We start from the raw sequence: 19,614 nt of genomic DNA, 5'->3' as shown, positions 1-19,614 counted from the left end.
ATAAGGCAAGGCTTACAAACTTTTGCTATTGCAATGCGGTATTAACCCAGAGTACCCTCAGAGAGAGCGTAAACAACCCAACCCCCTGTTTTATAAACACTCAGTATGGAAAACGAGCAGTCGCTGTCTGGAAAACGCTGGCTGGTAGGTGACTTTGTTGTCTACCCAGAACAGCGCGTCCTACAAACCGCTGACGGTACCGATGTGGCCGTTGAACCGCGGGTAGTGGATGCGCTGATTTTGCTGTGTCAGCGGCGCGGCGATTACGTTACCGTTGATGAGTTGATGGCTGACATTTGGCAGGGACGGGTGGTCAGTGATGCGGCGGTGCGTGGCGCGATTCGCAAATTACGTACGGCTCTGGCCGATAGTGCTAAAGATCCCCAGTACATACAGTCGTCGCCGAAACGCGGCTATCGATTGATTAAGCCGGTTCAGGTACAACAGGTGAGTTCTGGCTCGATGTCAGAGGTTGCCGGCTCCGATAGCTCTTTGTCAGCCGCGTCCGTCGGTCAATCAACGCCGACCATGACACTCATGACACCAGCACCAAAGCGCTTATCGTTGTATTGGGTCGTGGGCGTGTTGTTGGTCAGTATAGCGTTGCTGGTGGCTTATCAGTTTTCGGCTCAGCCCACGGTATCAAAGGTGCCGGCCAGTATTGCGAACTATCAAACCGCGGTGATTAGTCAGTTGCCCGGAGAGAAGTACAGTTTTGATATGTCCGCTGACGGACAGTGGCTAGCTTTTACCGCGAAACTGCAAAGTGACGAATCCTATCAATTGTATCTGTTGAATCGCTATACTGGAGCGGTCGAGCAGTTAACGCGCTCAAATAATAATATCACCAGTATCAGTTTTATCGGCGATAGTAACGCCCTAGCTTATGTTGAAATGCTTTTTCAGCAGGCAAATCTATACATGATCGAAGATGTGGCGAATGCCAGTTCTTGGCAAACAGCCAAGGTGTTGTTAGAGAATTACCGCACCATTAGCGACATCGAAAGCTTGAGCCGGGATGGCTTGTTGTTATCTTTGGGCGAGCACGACAATATGTCGACGCATTTATATAAGCTGAGTTTGAACTCGACCGACAGCAAAACGGCCGATTTGGTTCGGCTGTCCAGCACTGATACGCCGGGCGACAACGACGCCACGATTCGCGTCTCGCCCGATGGTCAGCATATTGCTTATTTGACGCTGCATAAAGGTGGCTTGAGCAGCACCGTGCATGTGATAAATGGACGCAGCTATCAGCCGCTGTATCAAGTTGATGTTGATTTTCAACCGCAGGATATTGCTTGGGTTGCAACCCAGCCGACAGCCGGAGACTTACGTGGGTCGCCGCAACTTTGGTTATTAGATGGTCAGGACTTATATCGTTTAAATGCGGATACCGAGCAATTAGTACGACATAGCAATTTAGGTTTTCGTCGGTTAAAGCAGGATGTTAATCAGCAAAGCTATTTAGCCATCACGTCGTCGTTATCCGGCTCGCGAGGCAAGGCTTTTGTGATTGCTGAGGTCAATCAGCAAAACCCACAGACCTACCTAAAAGCTACACCTGAGCACACCAAAAGCCTGCACTTTTTGACCGACCAGCAGTTTATCGCGGTGGTAAAAGTTAACAATGGTTATCAACTACAGCTGCTGGCAGCTGAGCGCGCCCCGCAAGTGCTATTTGAGAGCCAAGAATATATTGAAGTCATTAGCCGTAATGATAAAAAACACAAGGTCTTGTTTGGTAATCGCCAGCAATTTTTCTTGTTAGATAGTGGTAATCTGTTGGTCTCAAGCATTACTCGTAACGACCAGACCGTGGCCAACGCCAGTTTTGATATTGACGGGCGTCGAGTGTTATACAGCAATAAGGTCGACGGCGAATGGCAAGTACTCGGTTATAACCTTGATAACGGCACAACCGATACCGTGCTGGGCGACTATCGTTTTGTTTATGCTTTTCATGATCGCTATGTGGCGTTAAACAAAACCGGTGATCTGTTTATTCTATCACCGTCGTTTAAGGTCATAAGAAACTTTGAGGGTGAGACAGTTTCCTACAACGGTATCGATCAAGAAAAACATCGTAGTCGTATGGCGATCCCGCTACGGCCAGAAATGTTGTTAAGCGCAGACGAAGCAAAAGACCCGGCAAACTTTGAAAACCTGCTAAAACCGAACTTTTATACGCTTGAATCGCCCGATGGTAAGCGCTTAATTCGTAGCCACTCGACCATAAAAAGCGATGTAATTGTCCAACTCAACCCTGCTAATAATCTCTAAAACCCTTTATAAATCAATACGTAATATTTGGTTACGCAAAAGTTACGCAGACACCACCCTAGCGTTATCGCTTACCTTCCACTTTTCCTTATTCTGAATTGCGAAACACGGCGACGAGTTCTCCCTATCGAAATTGACGCACGAGTTTCATTGAGTAACCAAACACGCAACCCAGGTTAAGTTGTGAGGAAAGTATGAGCGCACAGATGGCGATTTCATGGAAACCACTTGAAATTATCGAGCTAAATGGACGGGCTTCAGCATCAGTTGACACGCTGTTGAGTTGCCTCGGCTCGCCCTTGTGCTTTGGTGTTGTGCAGCGGACGCACAGTGAGCAGTTATTTATTAACGACCTAAACGCCATTGACGGCGGCAATGTCACTAAACTTAACACTGAGTTGCGTGATTTGGACGAAGCGATTCCTGGGCAAATGCATATTCGTTGCATGATCTGGCAAGGTGAGCCGGTATATGTGGTCATTTACCGCATTAGCGACATGGAGCCCGGGGCTTTATTTGACGCATTTATCATACTTTCACAGCAGCAGTGCAGGACGGCACAGCTGTTTAATGCGCAAAAGCCATTAAAGCCCTTTATGAAGGCGCTGGTTAGTGATTTAACGGAAAGCGATGTTATCAATAAGGTTGCCCGTGATAGCCGTTGGCAACGCCAAGACTTACTGTCAGCGATGGCCAATTAATTAAAAATCGCCAGTCGTCAAAGGGTTAACGTTTTATTCTGTTTTGTATTTGACACCTTAAAAACTATTCTGCTAATAATAAATGCCAGTTGTTAATATAGTGTAATTAAAAATAATCTCAAGGCCGCTTATGGCTATCGATGTATTACGACATTCGCGGCATAACCGATTAAGGTGCGAACATGAAAATATTAAACAAGATGTTTTTAAGTCTGCTCACTGTTGTCGTACTCTCTACCAGCGGTGTTGCAGTAGCCAAAGTCGATGGCTTGAACACTGATGTTAGACCCATGGACGAAATTCAGTGCGCGAAAGTCAATAATGTTTGGGAATGCATCATTTACGTGACCTAGTAATGTTTGCACGGTGCCGAGTGGTTCGGCACCGTTTAACTATAACCTGACAGAGGTAAGCTATATTCGCTGATATTGTCATGCAGATACCGCAAGATAGAACAGTGACGAAAAAACTAACCGGTTTGACAATGCTTGTTGTCTTACTGGTTGTTGTTATTTATAGCGTTGTTGCCGCAGCCTCAGGATTTAGTACGTTATTGGGCGGCGACAGTGATAAGGCGCTGACCTTCGAAACCCTTCAACAGGGTGATTATCAAGAACAAGTTGCAGCTTATGGCTCGTTAAGCGCTAAGGTTCGGCGTAGCGTGGTTAGTCAGGTTGCCGGTACCATCACCGAAATCGTTAAGCAGCCCGGTGAGTATGTTAACGCCAATGACACGATTCTACGTTTGACCAATCCCGAGGTTATTCGCGAGCGCAGTAATGCGCAGCTAGCCCTTAAAGAGGCCGAAGCAGCGTTACGCGAACTATCGGCGCAGCTGGCCGATGATCAGCTGAGCTTGGCTAATGATTATCAAGTCGCTAAAGCTGATGTCAAGACGCAGCAGGCAGAGCTAGCGGCACGAGAAAAGCTGGCTGAGCTCAATATTATTTCGCAACTTGAGCTGCAAAGTCAGCGCGCCACCCTAGCAAAACTCGAATTGTCGCGCGATTTGGCTAAGCGCCGATTAGACGCTTTTGCTAACGCGCGTAAGGCTAAATTGGAGGCGGCTGAAATTAAAGTCGAGCGCGCCAATAATGATTTGCATAATGCCCTGCAAAGCGAACAGGCGTTAGCTGTTAAAGCCGGTATGAGCGGTACCTTGCAGTCGGTACCTGAGAGCTTAGCGCTAGGTGATTGGTTGGAGCAGGGCAACAGTGTCGGTGTGGTTGCTGACCCACAAAGCCTCATCGGTGAGCTGCGCGTTAGTGCTGCTGATGCGGCATTGATCAGCATCGGTGATCAAGCCTCGGTACTCATAAACGATAATGAAGTTCCGGCGACGGTGACTCGAATCGCACCAAACGTGCGTAATAATCAGGTTCAAGTCGACGTTGCTTTTGCACAACCACTGCCACACGGTGCGCGCAGCGATATTGAAGTGCGTTCGACTATCATTGTTGAGCAGTTATCGGCTCGTGTGTTACTACCGCGTCCGCCGCATTATCAAGGCGGCAGTCAAATCGCAGTTTATCGGCGTATGGCTTCGGGTAATTACCAGTTGGTGCAGGCCAGTGTTGAGCGAGCATCACGGCAATATTTGGCGATTAACGAAGGACTGCACCAAGGTGACGTGGTATTAATGGCTGACCCGGCGCGCTGGCATTCGGAGCCTGAATTGACATTAACTCAGTGAACTAAGATAGTAGAACGTCAGTCGATTGGACAATAATAAGCACAAGGAAGAGCGATGGCGGCTGTGCTCCTAAAAACCGAAAACTTAACCAAAGTCTTTAACCCTAATCGGGTTCCGGTTCATGCCTTAAGAGGCATTTCCTTAACCATTCATGAAGGCGAGTTCGTTGCCATCAGCGGCAAATCAGGTTGCGGAAAATCGACGTTATTATCTATTCTCGGCCTATTAGATACACCAACAAGCGGGCAATATCAGCTGTGCGGTGCCGACTTAGCCCAGCTATCTGGTTACCAAAAAGCGGCATTACGCAATCGCCACATCGGTTGGGTTTTTCAAAACTTCAACTTAATTAATGACATGACCGTCGCTGAGAACGTCATGTTGCCGTTAAAGTATAATCAAGCGTGGCCCAAATCGACTTATACAGAGCGAGTCAATAAAGTGCTCAACGATGTCGGTTTGGACGATAAAGCCGGCGCTTATCCGAGTGAACTCTCCGGCGGCCAACAGCAACGAGTTGCCATCGCCCGGGCGTTAATTACCGAGCCGGATATTCTCCTTGCCGACGAACCCACCGGTAACCTAGACAGTCAAACTGAACAAGCCATTTTTTCGTTGTTGAGTGACCTGCACCGTCGGGGTGTAACTATTTTACTGGTAACTCATTCGCGTAATTTAGCGCAGCAATGTCAACGTATTCTCACCATTAGTGATGGTACGTTGGTGGATGCTGAGTAAGGGGTATGACTGGTGTTAAGTGATATCCGTTACGGTTGGCGACAATGGCGACAATACGCGGCGCAAATGGCGTTATTGGTTATCGGATTTTCAGTGTTTACCGGCCTGATGATGCTATGTGTGGCCACTGCTCCGGATTTATTTAAAAAAACACCGACGTGGGTAACCGCTAACGATACCGAGTATGTCACCATTGGTTTGCGCAGCCATGAAGGTCATATGAGTCAAACGACCTTGGCTAATTTGTCTACCGTGAACGCTCATCCGGCGGTCAAAGATAGCAGCTTTTTAGGCACTGTAGTGGCGAGCTTTCGTATTAACGACCAGTCGTTTAACGGCGAAAACGTCGTTTTTATGCAGGACCAACTCCCCAGCTTGCTCGGTATCACGGCAATTGCCCGAGATCCGATTCAATTTCAACAAAGCGCCTATGTCAGTGAGGCTTTTTTAGCAAACTGGCAAGGACCAGAGTTGATTGGACAGACCGTTTTACTTGGTGAGAGTGAAACGCCGGTTAAAGTGGTTGATACCATCCCTCAATCGTTAGTGTCACAACCGGGGTTGCAGGAGCCGGTATTACTCGTTTCTGGCAGTCACTTTTCGACCCTACTGACCGTCGATTTTGGTGACGCGCCACTGCCAGATGCCGTCAAAGCCCGTGCGCGCCACATGATCATGCAAGAAACGCCCAACTTATACGGTGTCGTGACGTTACGAGCCGGTTTTTCTAGTGCCGATTTGGCTGATTTGAGCAAAGGCCGGGCGAGTAAGGAAGAGGGCATATCGGTTCGCTCGGGCACTGACAGCATGGACTTTTATTTGCATCAGGGTATCGATTTTACCCCTCATGCCACCAATGCGTTAAAACGGCAATGGTGGATCATGCTGGTGATGTGCGTCGTATTTGCGGTCTTGAATGTATTAAACTTACTGACCTTGAGTATCAATCAGTGCATTCAGCGGCGTGCTGAGTTTGCTACACGGGTAGCAGTTGGCGCGACGCCAGCGACAATTCAAAAGCAGCTATTGCTGGAGCAACTTCCCTTAGTGCTGACCTGTTTGGGGTTAGCACTGATACTTACCTTAGCCAGTTTGGCCGGCCTAGTTGCCTATTGGGGAGTTCATATTGATGTCATGACGTTAGTGCTTGGCGCCGTGTTATCGGCGCTCGTGCTGTTAGCGGCGGTGTCGCTGAGTGTCTTGTTACCGTTCTCATTACTCGCCCGGCGCCAGCTTTTTCAACGTAGCCGTAGCCAAGAGGCGGGGCCGATGCAGCGCCGTTTAGGACATTTGAATGTGGTGGCGCAAATTGCCTTTGCCAGCTTAGCATTATTGTTTGCTTTTGCGATGTTAACCCAGCAATGGCAACTCAGGCAGCAACAAGCGGCAGCGCCTGCAGCACATGAATTCTCATGGTCTCGCTCTGATAATGTCAATAATGGCATTGATATTAAGGCTTTTTTAAATGCCGTTGATGGCTTGCCCTATGCGGTTGCTGTGAGCTCCAAACCGTTTGCCAATCCTGACACTATTGCCTCGTCGGTCAATGCCGAAACGCCTAATTACGACGATGGCCAAGGTATCAATTTAATCAGTGTCTCGTCTCAGTATTTCGATTTCTTTAATATCGGCGGCGGTTCAGCTGCTAGTGCAGCCAACCGTGAGGGCGTGGTGCTTAACCATGCGGCACTGTCAGCACTCAATTTACGGAACTCTGCGGCGGTTTTTGAACAGCGGTTGTTTATTCGTGAAGGCGACGAGTTGGGGTACGACGACGAGCAGCCGATAGCCATTGCAGCAGTGGTTGAAAATTTGCCTCACTTTGGTTTTTTAAATCGTGAGGTGGCGATGATTTATGGCGACTTGGCTCGCTTACATAGCATTAATCAGACGCTGTATTTATACGTCGACGTGATTCATGCTGCTGCATTACGTCAATGGTTGCAAGATCGTCAACAACGCCAAGGACAGCTATGGCAATTTGACGATAACGGCTTACTCATCGAACAGATGGAGCAAATGAATCAAGATTTAAACCGGCTGGTGATGGTGTCGGTGCTGGTTGCCGTATTAATTTGCTCATTAAGTATAACCAGCCTGTTTTATCAATTATCCGGTTTATTGCAAATGCGGCAGCGGCGTATGGGCGTGTTATTGGCGGTAGGTGCACGCAGCTATCAGTTATTTGGACAACTGTTGACCTTGCTGTTGGCACTGACGGTGCTAGCAATGGCGGTGGTATTTATCACTGTCACCATGATGAATCCTCGCCTCAGCCTGATGATGGGCGCCGATATGCTGGCACCGGCGGCAATCAGTTTGATGTTAGCCATCTTAGTGTTACTGCTGCTGGTCAGCGCGGCGGTTGCCTTTATGCGAATTATGCGACGACCCATACGCCAGTTGTTACAGTAATCTATAATCAAGTGTATCAGCGCCACTGGCGATAGTTGATACCGAGTATCTGTTTATGTCTGACGCAGTGCATGTGATCGTGGTTGAGCCCGATAATCGAATCAATAAGGCGGTAACGAGATTAGCCTCGAGTGTGGGGAATTATTTCATTCATCCCTGTCAGAACTTGGGGCAAGCTATTGATATCGCCAGCTCACAACCCATTAGCGTATTGCTCTGTGATTCGCGTGCTCTTTCTAAGCGAAGTGAGTATCTACTAACTTTTTTCCGAGAGCAGCGTCCGAAATGCTTTCGACTGTTGATGCAGTTAACTGACAACAGCCTAAGCGTAGCCGAATTGAAAGCGTTTGCGGCGCACGAAACCTTACGGCGTCCGTTTGATAAAGCTCGCTTGATCACGCTATTGCAGGCTGGCCGAGACTATTTGGCAAACGCCAAGGCGCATCAAGCAGAGCTTAACGCTAGCAGTGCCGGGCAAGTTGAGCAGGCGCAATTGGTGGATATGCTGTACTTATTGTTACAGCAACACCCTTTGCTGGGGGGCGTGCACTGCCAAGCGATGGTTAGCTTAAGCGATATGCTGGCGCAGAGCTTGCAGTTAACCGGTGAGGCTAGACGTTTGGCGGTGGATGCCGGCAAGCTGGCGCTACTGGGTTATTTGAGTTTGCCAGAAAAGCTGGTCAAGCTCGCCCGCGTCGGTATGCAAATTTCGCAGTGGCGTTATATCGTCGAGCATTTAACCAACTGCTATCAAATCATGCCGAGTAGTTCGCCGCACTTGGTGGCGTTGCGTAAAATATTGGTCTCGCAGTATGCCTCTCACCTGACGTTTGACGACAGTTCGACCGCCAACTTTTTTATCAGCGAAGTAGCGGCGGTGCTGGCTGTTGCTCGTGATGCGATTCGTTATCGCGATGGTTTTATGACCGGCTCGGGGATGTCTATTCAGCGCGCCTGCCAACATTTACAACGTGACCGTAGCGCCGGTTATGCGCCTACTGTTTTACAGGCACTCGCCGAGCTCAGTGAAAAACAGGCGTTAAACCGGTATAACAAACAGTTCCTTTGTAGTATTGAGCAACTAAGGCCCGGATTAGTGCTGACGCGTAATATCTACAATAGCCAGAACCTACTACTGATGGCTACCGGACATCGTTTAACGCAGCACTCGATTGATGTGTTAAAAAAGTTAGGGCTGCAATCGCGAGAACTGCTGGTGCATGTACAAGACGACAGCGTGGTGATTAAAAAGCCCGTTTAGCTAGTGTGCTAATCGTCAATATCGACAATAAAGTGGTCGTTAATCAAACTGTCGTGTTGGTTATAGCGTAATGGCCGGCCATCGGTCGTTAACACGCGCGCTCCAGCGGCTTCAGCCACCGCTTGCCCCGCAGCGGTATCCCATTCACAGGTAGGACTGAAACGCGGGTAGATGTCGGCTTTACCCTCGGCGATCAGACAAAACTTTAGGGAACTGCCGACCGCCTGTAACTCATAATCCTGTGGTAACTGCTGTAGCCAGTCATCCAATTTGGCCGAGGCATGGCTACGACTGCCTAACACCACATCTTGTTCGCCACGTGTCGGCCGGGCCTGAATAGGGCGCTCGTTACACCAGGCGCCAACGCCAACTTCGCCACAATACAAGCGGTCGGTAACGGGCACATAGACGACCCCGAGTCGTGGTGCGCCGTCTTCAATTAGCGCGATATTGACGGTAAATTGAGCCGATGCGCGGCTGAACTCTTTGGTTCCATCAAGTGGATCGACCAACCAGTAACGGCGCCAATGACGGCGTACACTAAACGGGATATCGGCGGCTTCCTCCGATAAGATGGGTAACACCGGCTGCAACTGTTGTAGCCCCTCAACAATCACTTGATGCGCGGTCAAATCAGCGATAGTTACCGGCGAGCCGTCAGCTTTTTGCCGAATATCTAATGGCTGCTGATCAAAAAAGGGCAAAATAGCCGCGCCCGCACTTTTTGCGATGGCGGCAACTTGATGGCGTAATTCTGGTGCTAACATAGACATCATGGTTTAGTCGTAACTATCGGTACGCATAATAAGCCGCAGTCGCCATCTATTTCACTAAGCGGCAAGCAGCTTGCCGGCTTAGTGCGCCAGTAGCGTAGCCAATTGCGGCGACAACGGCACCCGTTGTTGAGTATAGTCGTCGAAAACGACGCTGGTGTAAACCAGTGCTAGCACGGCGACTAGCAACGACAGGCTACCAGTCATTCCCATCCAGCGTGCCAGCGACGGACTTTTCCGCCGTGTTCGCTGGTAATGCATACGCATACCCGATAGCACCAAAAACGTTAACGCTAAGCCAAACAAGGCATAAATGAGCTTGACGCCTAAACCGGCAAAGTTACCAAAGTGCAGCGGATCGGCGGTATCGCTAATGCGTGCCACTAAGCCCAGATCTTCGGCATGCTGTAACGCGACGACTTCGCCGCTTAACGCGTTGATATAAACGCGGTTGGCGCGGTCACGCACTAATAAGCTATGTCCATCCTGCCCGGTGAAAGCCATGATCGGTTGTACCTGCTTGGCCTTGGCCGCATAAGTCGGATAATAAAAACGACTGACGTCCATGTCTGGCCTAGCTTGCTGTACGCGTTGTAGTAATGCCGTGAGCGATAGCGGCTGCTGTGGTGATGGCAGTGCCGCGGAGGCGGTCGGTGCCGCCGGATAGTGATCAATGTCGGCTTTGAGCATGATGTGCTCGCTCAGGTACCACAAACCGGTTAGCGTAATGATAGCGATAAACCACCAGCTCCATAATCCCAACCATTTATGCCAGCTTGCCCAGCTAGGACGTCGCTGCCAGCGTAGCTTTGCCGGTAGCGCCAACCATTGCCGCCACCAACCGCGATAGACCTTAAAGCTGGTGATAAGGGTTAGCAGTAATAACAAGCTGGTTGCGGTGACGATGTACTTACCCGTGCTGCCCATCGACAAATACATGTGTAAATCACGTAAATAGCGCGATAATTGCCCCCAGCCACCTTCGCCTAGCAACTGACCACTAGCTGGGTCAAAAAAGACAAAGCGAAAACCTTTGTCGGTTAGCAACCGCACTTCGCCCGCTAAGTAGGTTTGTCCATGCACTTGGGCACCCAGTATTTGACCTTGTGGATAGTGTTCGGCTAACTGTTGTTCTAGCGCCGACCAAGCCACTGGCCCTTGCCGTTCAGTTAACGCGCGATACTTGGCATCGCTTAAATACTGAAGTTCATAACTGAGTGTGGCTAAAACGCCGCTAGCGCAAATTAATAAAAGCAGGCCTGCAAATGCAAAGCCTGCCCATGCGTGTAGTTGATACCATTGACGATTGCTCATGTCGCGCTATGAATGACTTTAAAAGCTATAGCTGACGCTGGCATAAATGCGGCGTGGCTCGCCGGGGAAATGCCCGGTGCGGTCAAGAAAACCGCTGGCGGCATAAGTCTTATCGAATAGGTTTTTAACGTTAACCTGTAAGGTCCATTGTTGCCAATGGCTCTGCCAGCTTAGGTCAAACACCGTGTAGGGCTTGATGCGTTGATTCGACATACTGATGCGTTCACTCACATAATCCATGCCGGCACCGATCGATGACTGTAAGAACGGTAATTCATAACGCGTCCATAAACCGAATTGATGTTTGGGCGCATTCGGGAAGCGATCGCCCGCCGACCAATCGATGATCTGGCCCGGCACGGTATCGGTAATGCGTGTATCGTTATACGCATATGAAGCATTCAATACCCAGTTATCGGTGAGGTCGCCGAGTAAGTCTAATTCTGCACCACGGCTACGCACGGTGCCCACATTGCTTAAAATCGAGCGGCCATCGTCGCTGATCTCAGCCGTCGCTTGCAGAATGTTTTCGCGTTCGATTTGATAAACCGCACTGCTTAAACGAATGGCGTCATTCAATAACGACCAGCGTGCACCCAGTTCATAAATGGTCGATTCTTCTGGATCAAAGGGACCACCGACGGCAACGTCTTGGCTGTCCGGCGCCTGCGGATTAAAGCCAGTACCGTAAAGTGCATAAGTACGCACCCAGTCGGTCAATTGGTAGGTGGCGCCGATACGATAAGTCAAGGCTGAATCGTCAAACTTAACACCGCTGACGTCGTCCTCAAATTGGTCGTAACGTAGGCTAGCTAATAGGTTAAAGCGTTCGTTGATGCGCAGTTGATCTTGTACGTAAACGCCATCACGACGGGTATCAGTGATGCTGGCCTCAACGCTATATGGATCAGTTCCATATGGACCTTTGGCCACGCCATATTGCGGGTTAAGCAAATCTAACGAGGGCACCACTGGGTTGCCATCGCTGTCAAAAGGATTGGCGTTATCGCCGCGGAAGCTATTTTCAGAATCAAGGTACTCCCAACCGAATAGCAGGGTATGCTCATATTGGCCACTCATTAAGGTGCCCACCACGTTGGCGTTAACGCTGGTCGCTTTGCTGTCGCGCACCTGATTACGGAATTGTCGTAAGCTGGCGATTGCATCGCGTGTGTCGCTGACCGCATTACCCTCGGCATCAATTAAGCCACGCGGCTCATGATAATTTTGTAATTCGGTATTTTGGTAATGGCGGACGGTTAAATCGGCGCGCCAGTTACTGTTAAAATCGTGATTTAAACGAGCTTGATAGACATCGGCGTCCATGACTTGAAAATCGGTTGCTTCGTTATGATTCCAGCGTCTATCGGTTAAAAAATTACCGTCGTTATCAACCGGCACACCGCGTAAGCGAGCGCCTTGGTAGTCTTGTCGATAATTGGTGTATTGCAAAGTAACGTCAGTGCGGTTGCCAATATCAAAGGCGTAACCTAAATCGAGTATGCGGTTGGTTTGCTCAGTATTAAAACGAAACGGCTTTTCGTCGTCGTAGTAGTAAGCCGCACGATAGCGTTGGTCACCACTCTCGGTCAGCGGACCGCTGAGTTCAATGGCGCCTTGGCGGTAATCATCGTTACCTAAGCCAAGGCTAATTTCACGCTGCGCCGTTGCCGTTGGTTTTTTTGTGACATAGTTAATAATGCCGCCCGGTGAGCCACTACCAAACATAGCGCCATTAGGGCCCTTGAGCACCTGCACTTGGGCGATATTAAATAACTGTGGTACGGCAAGGCTACTGAACGGGTCGCCGCGCAAGCCATCGTATAACACTTCGTCTTGTCGGAAGCCGCGGAAGGTGACACCTGAGTAGCTAAAGGTACTGACACCGCTAATACTGCGATACAAGTCGGTAATTTGTCGTGCGGCCTGATCGTCAATCAACGCTTCGGGAAGCACTTGAATGCTTTGTGGGATCTCAGCTATCGGGGTCGCCGTGCGTGTCGCCAAGCTGCTGCTATCGCTGCGATAAAGCGTCTGTGCGCGACCAGTGACGCTAATACGCTCAATATCGGTTGCTTCGCTGTTGCTGGTGGAGCTTTGTTGAGCGGCGGCGGTTGAGACTACGAACGAAGAACACAGGGCGCTGGCAAGCGCCAATGCTAACGTTGAATAATGCATAACAAAAAACCGTCTATGAATGATGCGCAACAATCTAAATGCAAATCGTTATCATTTCAAGGTTTTTGTTAATAAAACTAAATAGACTGTTTAGCTTTTTCTTTGTTGGTACGCTTTTGTGCGTACATGCGCTGGTCGGCGATATTGAGCAGGCCATCAATATCAGCCGCATCGTCGGGATAGTTGGCCCAGCCAATGCTGGCTTGAATGACAAAGCTTTCGCCATGCAATATGACCGTCTTGTCCGCAAACGCTTGCGTGAGTTGTTGGCATAACGCATTCGTCTCAGTCGTATTTTTTCGCGCACCGTTTTTACTGGCAAACAACACGACAAATTCATCACCACCGGTACGGGCAACAGTATCGGCTTGAATAAAGGTTTGTCGTAGTACCTCGGCAACCGCGCGCAGGTAGTTATCACCAGCGTGGTGACCGAGTCGGTCATTGATGGGTTTGAAGCTGTTTAAATCAATATACAGCAGGGTAAAGCTATTGCCGCTGGCATGGCGACGATACAATCGATCCATCAGTTGACGCCGATTGGCTAAGCCGGTTAACGGATCGCGTCGAGCCTCGCCATGAGTCTCCCGGTAAAGCGCTAAAAATGCCCACAGTAAGCCGAGCAATAAAACCACCATGGGATAGCCAGCAAGTCGTACGCTGTTGGCTTCAAGCCAACTTAAGCTGCTACGTTTGGGCGTTGCTGCCAACAGCCAGTTGCCGTTTGGAAAGCTCACGTTTAATGACGCAACCGCACGCTCGAAGGTTGCTTCAGAGCCATAAAACACATCGCCATCGGCACCTAAACCGTCAACGCCTCGAATGGCGATGGTAAAATTATCGCTATTCAGCATGGTGCTACCAGACGCTAAAATTGACTGCAGGCTGATGATCACCACAGCCTGACCCCATTGGCGCTTGGCATAAATGACGTGGTTGGTGAAAATGGGGGTATGCGCGACTAAGCCTAAACCGCCGCGCGCCAGCGGCATCGGACCTAACACCTTAATCGAAGCGTAATGCTGCTCACTCATCTCCGGTGGCAGCCAACGGTTAACTGCACTTTGATAGCTACGGCCAATCAACTCTTCGTTGCCTAATAATGGATAAACAAAGCTGATCACGTTATCGGGGGCGATACTAATACTGAGTACATGACGGCTACTGCGAAACGCCTCATTGGCAAGATCACGCCAGTCTTTCGCTTGGCTATCGGGGTTAACCGCAATGTAGGTCACCAACGAACGCGCGGAGTGCAGCACGGCATTGACTTCGCCCTCAATTTCCGCGCGCAGCGCAGACAGTAAGTTAATCGCTTCGCTGCGTTGCAGTTGTTCGGCGCGATCATTGGATAGTTTTTGGACATATTCAATAACCATTGTTGAACCGATAAACATCATGATAACGGTTAATAGCGAAAACGATTTGTGTTGGCTGAGTAAACTTCGGAGCATTATTTGACCTGCTTTTTTTATTACCCGTAGCATAACGGAAAAGCCGGATCAGGCATAGTTGCCTATGCGTTGTGGATGCTAATAACTGACGGTGATCAAGACGGTATCTTGGTATACACCGACAGCCGCTTGTTGGTTGGGCGCCAACTGAATGAGTGGTTGATGGCGCTGAGTAGTGCCACTGCCTACTGCGGTGATCGGGTTGTTGATATCTAAGCTGGTATTATTTTGCGGATGATAAATATGGTAATTAATAAAGTTTCCTGCTGCATTTTGTAGGCGTCGCCAACTGCCATCGTAGTATGTGCCATTGTCGATATACAGTTGATAGCCTTCGGTGCGGGTGCAGTTAATGTCGATATTCATCGGCAGCGCTGGTACGTTATCCAGTAATCCGTACTCGCCTAGGTCGAATAAGGTACTGGCCGTTAGGGAACAGGTTTTATCGACCGTCAATTGTACGTTCAAGGTTATCGCATTGTTAAGGTTTTCTCGCAAGGTACAAATGGAACCCACGCGGATCAAACAGATGGAGCCGTTAAATTGGATGGTTAACTGATCGCTAAAGGTGCCACTTGGGGTGTTGGTCGGGAGCGTGCGTAAATACATCGGAATGCGTAAGCCTGAACCGATCTGCACCGATAGAATAATGCTATTCATACTGCTATAGCCCTCGCCAACTTGATCGATGATTTGCGCAAAATTAGCTTGGCTAGAGAGCTGATAGGGGATGTTATAACCCTGACTACTACGCAGTTGAAAATTATTGGTGCTGGCGGTGACGGTATAACTGAGATCGGTTGGCGCCAGTAAGTTAAGACTAATCAGTTGGCTACAGCTAATAAAAACGGCACCATTGCTGTTCAAGCTGCCGTCGCGCACGCTGCTTGACGGCACTTGATTTCCCAGGCTCACCGCCGCTGGTGGTTGCGCTACACAAACCGCTTGTGCCATCGGAGCAACCGCCAATGCGAGTAACAACCCTAGCAAACGTAGTCGACGTATCATGGTCGACTCCGTTTGACTAAGTGGCACGTGACTTCATTGGCTTGTACTTGACTAAATTGACTCACCTGACTTAAGTCTATCAGGCAACGGCGGCCGTCGGGCAGCTCGACCGCTAGTTGCGATTGTTGCGGTTGTTGCGCTAAATAAACCAGCCCTTGCCAGCCGCTAATGGTTTGTTGCTCGGCGTTGCCGACAATACTGCTGATGGGCAAGGTTTCACCGGTATCAAGCCGTACCGCTAGTAGTGCCGGTTGAATTTGCTCGACGTCAAAGTGAATATGGACGCCGGTCATGCCCGCTGGCCGAACCCATTTTTCGGTATCGGTGATGACATGATCGGCGGGCAGTCCTAACGGGTCGATACTGACTTTATTGGGTAAGTTTGCCACCAGTTCAGGGACAAGTAACTGGCCGTCTTCATTGGTCTCGCCCACCAAATGGTTAGATAAATACACCGGCATAGCTGCCGAATCGCTGCTGACTAAAGCAAATGACTGACTGACCGGGCGCGTTAACCAGGTGTCACCAGCAATGCCAATGACGCCACCACGCACGCCGCTATACAAGCGATAGTCATCGGCTTGGCCACTACCACCCAAGTAGGCCTGAAAATTATCGCCTTGCCAGTTAACCAGCCCCTGCGTTTGGTTATGCATAAGTCCAGTGGTCTGCGATACACTGTAGCGCCAGCCACGATAATTATCGTTACCGTGACTATAACGATAGCGTTGATAGCTACTATCACCGGTGTCGCTGTTTTGTGTAACGGTGAGGTTGTTTTGGCTATCTAACTGCACGCTGATATTTAGGCTTATTGCATAAGCACCGTTACTGACGTCTTTACTGGCGCTGATAAAAAAGGCCCAGTCGCGGCTGGGGGCATAGCTATAGCTGGCGGTATAGAGTTCATTATCGCCAAATCGGCTGCCGCGCTGCCTGATATAAGCAATGGATGCAGCGCCATAACGTTGCCAGTTATAGGTGAGGTTAGCCTGACTGGTTTGTTCAGGCAGCATGGTGCCTTCGCGAGCACTGAGAACATCGTCGAAGCTGGCGTTACGTTGGCTATGTCGCACACCAACGCTAAAGCGCCGACTAATATATTCGTAGCTAATGGTACCCGTATGGCCGTCGCTATTACCCAGCCCCTGTCGATAGGCAATGGCGATTTCACCCCAGCGGCCAAGCAGTTGTTGCCATTCGATACCGATGTTGGCGTATTGATGGTCGCTTTCTAGGTAGCTACCCAGCGTGGTCATGTTGTTAACACCGTAGCGGTAGCTGGCATTCAATACGGGATTAGGTTGGTAGTTGCTACCACTTTCGGTAAAACCGTCACGCAAGTAACCCAGACTAAAGTTATAATCGGTTAAACCGTCAGCAAGTAGCGTGCGCGAGACATAAAAGGGTTGTTCGATTTGGGTAGTGCGACCGAACATATCGGTACTGACTAAGGTGGCAACACCAGCACCGGATATAAAGGGTTGTGTCTCGATGCTAAAAGGGCCGGGTACAAAATCGCTACTGGCGCGTTGCAGGCCGTTGATAAATAAGTCGGTGGTCGAGGGTACTGCCGCACTACCGCTAAAGTTGGGTAAGGGGTGGGTGACCAAATCGGGTCGCAAGGCATATTGTTTACCCCAACTGATACCCGCGACGCGGTAACTGCGCGCCCAACTCGGCGAACGTGTCACAAAGTCGCCGACTAGCCATGATTCGGTACGCTCGTTGTCATCAAATTGCAGTGTGGTATTTAAACGTACGTTGCTATAGCCGTCACTGTCGCTATAACGCAATATGTGTTGATGATTAAATTGCCAACCTTGCCAATAACTATTGAAGTCGAGATTTAAGCCGGTTAAATAATCACTACTGTTCAGTGACTTGTCAGCCACTGCATCATAATTTAACCAAACCGCGTCGGCTTGACTGTAGGGAATCTGTTGCTGACGCTGAATTTGTTGGCGAATACGTTGCAACGGTAGGTACTGCTCTTCGATCGTCAAGTAGAGCCGCTGCGTGCTGCTGTCATAACGATAATCTTGCAGCGGTAAATTATTGATGTCGACGCGATCACCGGTGGCGATGGGTAAGTTGGGCAGTAATTGCCGGAGTGGCTGGGCGTCTAGTAGTAATTGATCCTGCTGTTGCTCCACCATCAATTGTACACCACTATTCCAGCGGTTAATGTAAACGTCCAGAAACAGCAATTCGGCATAGCTGCGCTGACTGAAAGCGACCAGCATCATGAGCAACCAATAACGTTGTAAGCGCATAATGAGGCTAGACTAGCTGCAGTATTAATCGGTAACGGCACTGAGTTCATTGGTCAGTTCCTCTTCATCTTCATCATCGTTAACCGGTGAGCGGAAGTGCGGTTGCACATCCATTTGCAGCGACACTTGATGCGCGCGGGCATTAAGTTCGCCTTGCTGTAGCTGGTTACAACTGACCGGCAGTTGCCAACGCTGTTTAGCACCAGGCAAAACATAGCCAAATAGTCCCTCACCATTATGGAATAGGGTTTGTTGCTCGGCTCCCAACACCTGTAACTGCGCTAAACGCAGGTGCACGGCGCCATGATTATGGATATGTAATTCGGCAGTCTCATCATCAATGGCACGACAATAAACATTGATGTGCTCGTTCAGATAATCGCTGTAGCTGCCGGTTTTTTTAGGCATGGGTACGGTTTGCGGCCGTGATAAAAACAGTGGCACGGAATAACGCATGCGAAAATTAAAGGCATTGTCGTTATCAGCGGCAATTGGTGTGATGTCGTCAATAAGCACGCGATATGCTTGCTCCTGTTCAGCTTCAGGTACTGTTCCTTGAAAATAAACTAGGCGGATCAGTTGCGTACTTTCTGGCGCTATCGTTGCCACCGGTGGGCTTGCAATAACTCGTTGCTGTTGGTGATAGGTTTCATGTCTACCCGTGCTATCCCAGCCGTGATCGGTATGGTTCGGCTGCTGCCACTGTAAAACCCGAAACTGCAGTGTTCTTGATGTTTGACCGGTATTTTCAATATGAATCGCTACCGATTTGGCGCCGCTGGCGAGGGTCGGCATCAATGGCCAAATTAGCAGACTTTCTGCGCGACTGACAGGGCTCGCTATGAATAGCGAAAGCGCCAGACAAACACTTCCTAAAAATCGACCCGATGACAACATACAAGTGATCCCTATAGCTACTGCTAAGTCATTTAATACACAATGGTGACGGTAACTTGATCTTGGTAGGTGCCCGCTGCGGGCGTTGCTTGTGGCGCGATTTCACCGTACACCGTCAGACTTTGCTGTTGACCATTGGCAATGACGCTGACGCCGGTTTGGTTGTCCCAAACTTGTGAGCGTTGAGCATCACTATATAACTGGTAATCAAGCGTGGCTCCGGCCGCAGATTGCATCTGACGTTGATTAATCGAGCTACCATGGCTGCCTTGATTCATCAGTACCTGAATACTCTCGCCCGGGGTGCAGCGAAACACCACCGAGCCAGCGCCGATTTGCGATTGAGTGCTATGGTATTGCTGTGTGCTGCTTAGCTCACCAAAGTCGAGATTGCCAAAATCACCGCCGGCAACCGTTGCCGGAAACTCACAATAGGCTGCCACTGATAGGCGAACCACACTGCTCTGTTGCACGGTGCGGTCGTTAACGCCGCTATCGGCCTGGCTGCTTGACGTTGAAAAGACGCTTAGCAGGGCTATGCCGACAGCCGATATTTTGGGATTTACGAAAGCGCCAAACATAACTGGTTTAACCTATCGGTGGTCGTTACCGGCAATTAACCC

General features: G+C 49.6%; 14 protein-coding genes. 6 read left to right on the top strand and 8 right to left on the bottom strand.

Going from position 1 to position 19,614, the window contains the following annotated elements; all coding sequences use genetic code 11:
• Nucleotides 1–105 precede the first annotated feature (105 nt).
• The 6 genes from A10D4_RS10030 to A10D4_RS10005 all read left to right on the top strand — a co-directional run bounded on the left by A10D4_RS10030 (nt 106) and on the right by A10D4_RS10005 (nt 9,091).
• Nucleotides 106–2,283, top strand: coding sequence for a winged helix-turn-helix domain-containing protein (locus tag A10D4_RS10030; protein ID WP_008489335.1), 2,178 nt, complete (start codon nt 106–108; stop codon nt 2,281–2,283).
• A 194-nt stretch (nt 2,284–2,477) separates the two neighbouring features.
• Nucleotides 2,478–2,984: a hypothetical protein gene (locus A10D4_RS14185; RefSeq protein ID WP_008489334.1), complete on the top strand. Its 507-nt coding sequence runs from the start codon at nt 2,478–2,480 to the stop codon at nt 2,982–2,984.
• Between the two features lie 457 nt (nt 2,985–3,441).
• Entirely contained in the window at nt 3,442–4,677 is a 1,236-nt protein-coding gene (locus A10D4_RS10020; protein ID WP_008489333.1) for an efflux RND transporter periplasmic adaptor subunit, read from the top strand.
• Between the two features lie 54 nt (nt 4,678–4,731).
• Nucleotides 4,732–5,415: an ABC transporter ATP-binding protein gene (locus tag A10D4_RS10015; RefSeq protein WP_008489332.1), complete on the top strand. Its 684-nt coding sequence runs from the start codon at nt 4,732–4,734 to the stop codon at nt 5,413–5,415.
• Between the two features lie 12 nt (nt 5,416–5,427).
• Nucleotides 5,428–7,830, top strand: coding sequence for an FtsX-like permease family protein (locus tag A10D4_RS10010; RefSeq protein WP_008489330.1), 2,403 nt, complete (start codon nt 5,428–5,430; stop codon nt 7,828–7,830).
• 55 nt (nt 7,831–7,885) lie between these two features.
• Nucleotides 7,886–9,091, top strand: coding sequence for a response regulator (locus tag A10D4_RS10005; protein WP_008489328.1), 1,206 nt, complete (start codon nt 7,886–7,888; stop codon nt 9,089–9,091).
• An 8-nt stretch (nt 9,092–9,099) separates the two neighbouring features.
• On the opposite strand, the gene cysQ is transcribed toward A10D4_RS10005, so the two are convergent.
• The 8 genes from cysQ to A10D4_RS09965 all read right to left on the bottom strand — a co-directional run bounded on the left by cysQ (nt 9,100) and on the right by A10D4_RS09965 (nt 19,572).
• On the bottom strand, nt 9,100–9,858 hold the full coding sequence (gene cysQ, locus A10D4_RS10000; protein ID WP_008489327.1) for a 3'(2'),5'-bisphosphate nucleotidase CysQ: 759 nt from the start codon (nt 9,856–9,858) through the stop codon (nt 9,100–9,102).
• Between the two features lie 87 nt (nt 9,859–9,945).
• A complete protein-coding gene (locus tag A10D4_RS09995) occupies nt 9,946–11,178 on the bottom strand; it encodes a PepSY-associated TM helix domain-containing protein (RefSeq protein ID WP_008489326.1) in 1,233 nt (410 codons plus the stop codon).
• An 18-nt stretch (nt 11,179–11,196) separates the two neighbouring features.
• Nucleotides 11,197–13,356: a TonB-dependent siderophore receptor gene (locus tag A10D4_RS09990; protein WP_008489325.1), complete on the bottom strand. Its 2,160-nt coding sequence runs from the start codon at nt 13,354–13,356 to the stop codon at nt 11,197–11,199.
• Nucleotides 13,357–13,433: 77 nt separating this feature from the next.
• Entirely contained in the window at nt 13,434–14,810 is a 1,377-nt protein-coding gene (locus A10D4_RS09985) for a diguanylate cyclase domain-containing protein (protein WP_008489324.1), read from the bottom strand.
• A gap of 78 nt (nt 14,811–14,888) precedes the next feature.
• Nucleotides 14,889–15,818, bottom strand: a complete 930-nt coding sequence (locus A10D4_RS09980) for a spore coat protein U domain-containing protein (RefSeq protein WP_008489323.1) — start codon at nt 15,816–15,818, stop codon at nt 14,889–14,891.
• A complete protein-coding gene (locus A10D4_RS09975) occupies nt 15,815–18,094 on the bottom strand; it encodes a fimbria/pilus outer membrane usher protein (RefSeq protein ID WP_008489322.1) in 2,280 nt (759 codons plus the stop codon). Before A10D4_RS09975 ends, A10D4_RS09980 begins: the two co-directional genes overlap by 4 nt.
• 24 nt (nt 18,095–18,118) lie before the next feature.
• Nucleotides 18,119–18,991 (bottom strand): fimbrial biogenesis chaperone, encoded by an 873-nt coding sequence (locus A10D4_RS09970; RefSeq protein ID WP_008489321.1) that lies wholly within the window; start codon nt 18,989–18,991, stop codon nt 18,119–18,121.
• A gap of 32 nt (nt 18,992–19,023) precedes the next feature.
• Nucleotides 19,024–19,572, bottom strand: a complete 549-nt coding sequence (locus A10D4_RS09965; RefSeq protein WP_008489320.1) for a Csu type fimbrial protein — start codon at nt 19,570–19,572, stop codon at nt 19,024–19,026.
• Between the last annotated feature and the right edge of the window lie 42 nt (nt 19,573–19,614).

Origin of the sequence: Idiomarina xiamenensis 10-D-4, from assembly GCF_000299895.1 — a bacterium.
Lineage (GTDB): Bacteria > Pseudomonadota > Gammaproteobacteria > Enterobacterales > Alteromonadaceae > Idiomarina > Idiomarina xiamenensis.
This window is presented reverse-complemented; position numbering and strand designations above follow the sequence as displayed.

Bases quoted from the DNA above. Each gene is read 5' to 3' on its own strand.
- A10D4_RS10015 (WP_008489332.1), top strand. From the start codon at position 4,732: ATGGCGGCTGTGCTCCTAAAAACCGAAAACTTAACCAAAGTCTTTAAC.
- A10D4_RS09965 (WP_008489320.1), bottom strand. From the start codon at position 19,572: ATGTTTGGCGCTTTCGTAAATCCCAAAATATCGGCTGTCGGCATAGCC.
- A10D4_RS10030 (WP_008489335.1), top strand. From the start codon at position 106: ATGGAAAACGAGCAGTCGCTGTCTGGAAAACGCTGGCTGGTAGGTGAC.
- A10D4_RS09990 (WP_008489325.1), bottom strand. From the start codon at position 13,356: ATGCATTATTCAACGTTAGCATTGGCGCTTGCCAGCGCCCTGTGTTCT.
- A10D4_RS09970 (WP_008489321.1), bottom strand. From the start codon at position 18,991: ATGTTGTCATCGGGTCGATTTTTAGGAAGTGTTTGTCTGGCGCTTTCG.
- A10D4_RS09975 (WP_008489322.1), bottom strand. From the start codon at position 18,094: ATGCGCTTACAACGTTATTGGTTGCTCATGATGCTGGTCGCTTTCAGT.
- A10D4_RS09985 (WP_008489324.1), bottom strand. From the start codon at position 14,810: ATGCTCCGAAGTTTACTCAGCCAACACAAATCGTTTTCGCTATTAACC.
- A10D4_RS09980 (WP_008489323.1), bottom strand. From the start codon at position 15,818: ATGATACGTCGACTACGTTTGCTAGGGTTGTTACTCGCATTGGCGGTT.
- A10D4_RS10005 (WP_008489328.1), top strand. From the start codon at position 7,886: ATGTCTGACGCAGTGCATGTGATCGTGGTTGAGCCCGATAATCGAATC.
- cysQ (WP_008489327.1), bottom strand. From the start codon at position 9,858: ATGTTAGCACCAGAATTACGCCATCAAGTTGCCGCCATCGCAAAAAGT.
- A10D4_RS09995 (WP_008489326.1), bottom strand. From the start codon at position 11,178: ATGAGCAATCGTCAATGGTATCAACTACACGCATGGGCAGGCTTTGCA.
- A10D4_RS14185 (WP_008489334.1), top strand. From the start codon at position 2,478: ATGAGCGCACAGATGGCGATTTCATGGAAACCACTTGAAATTATCGAG.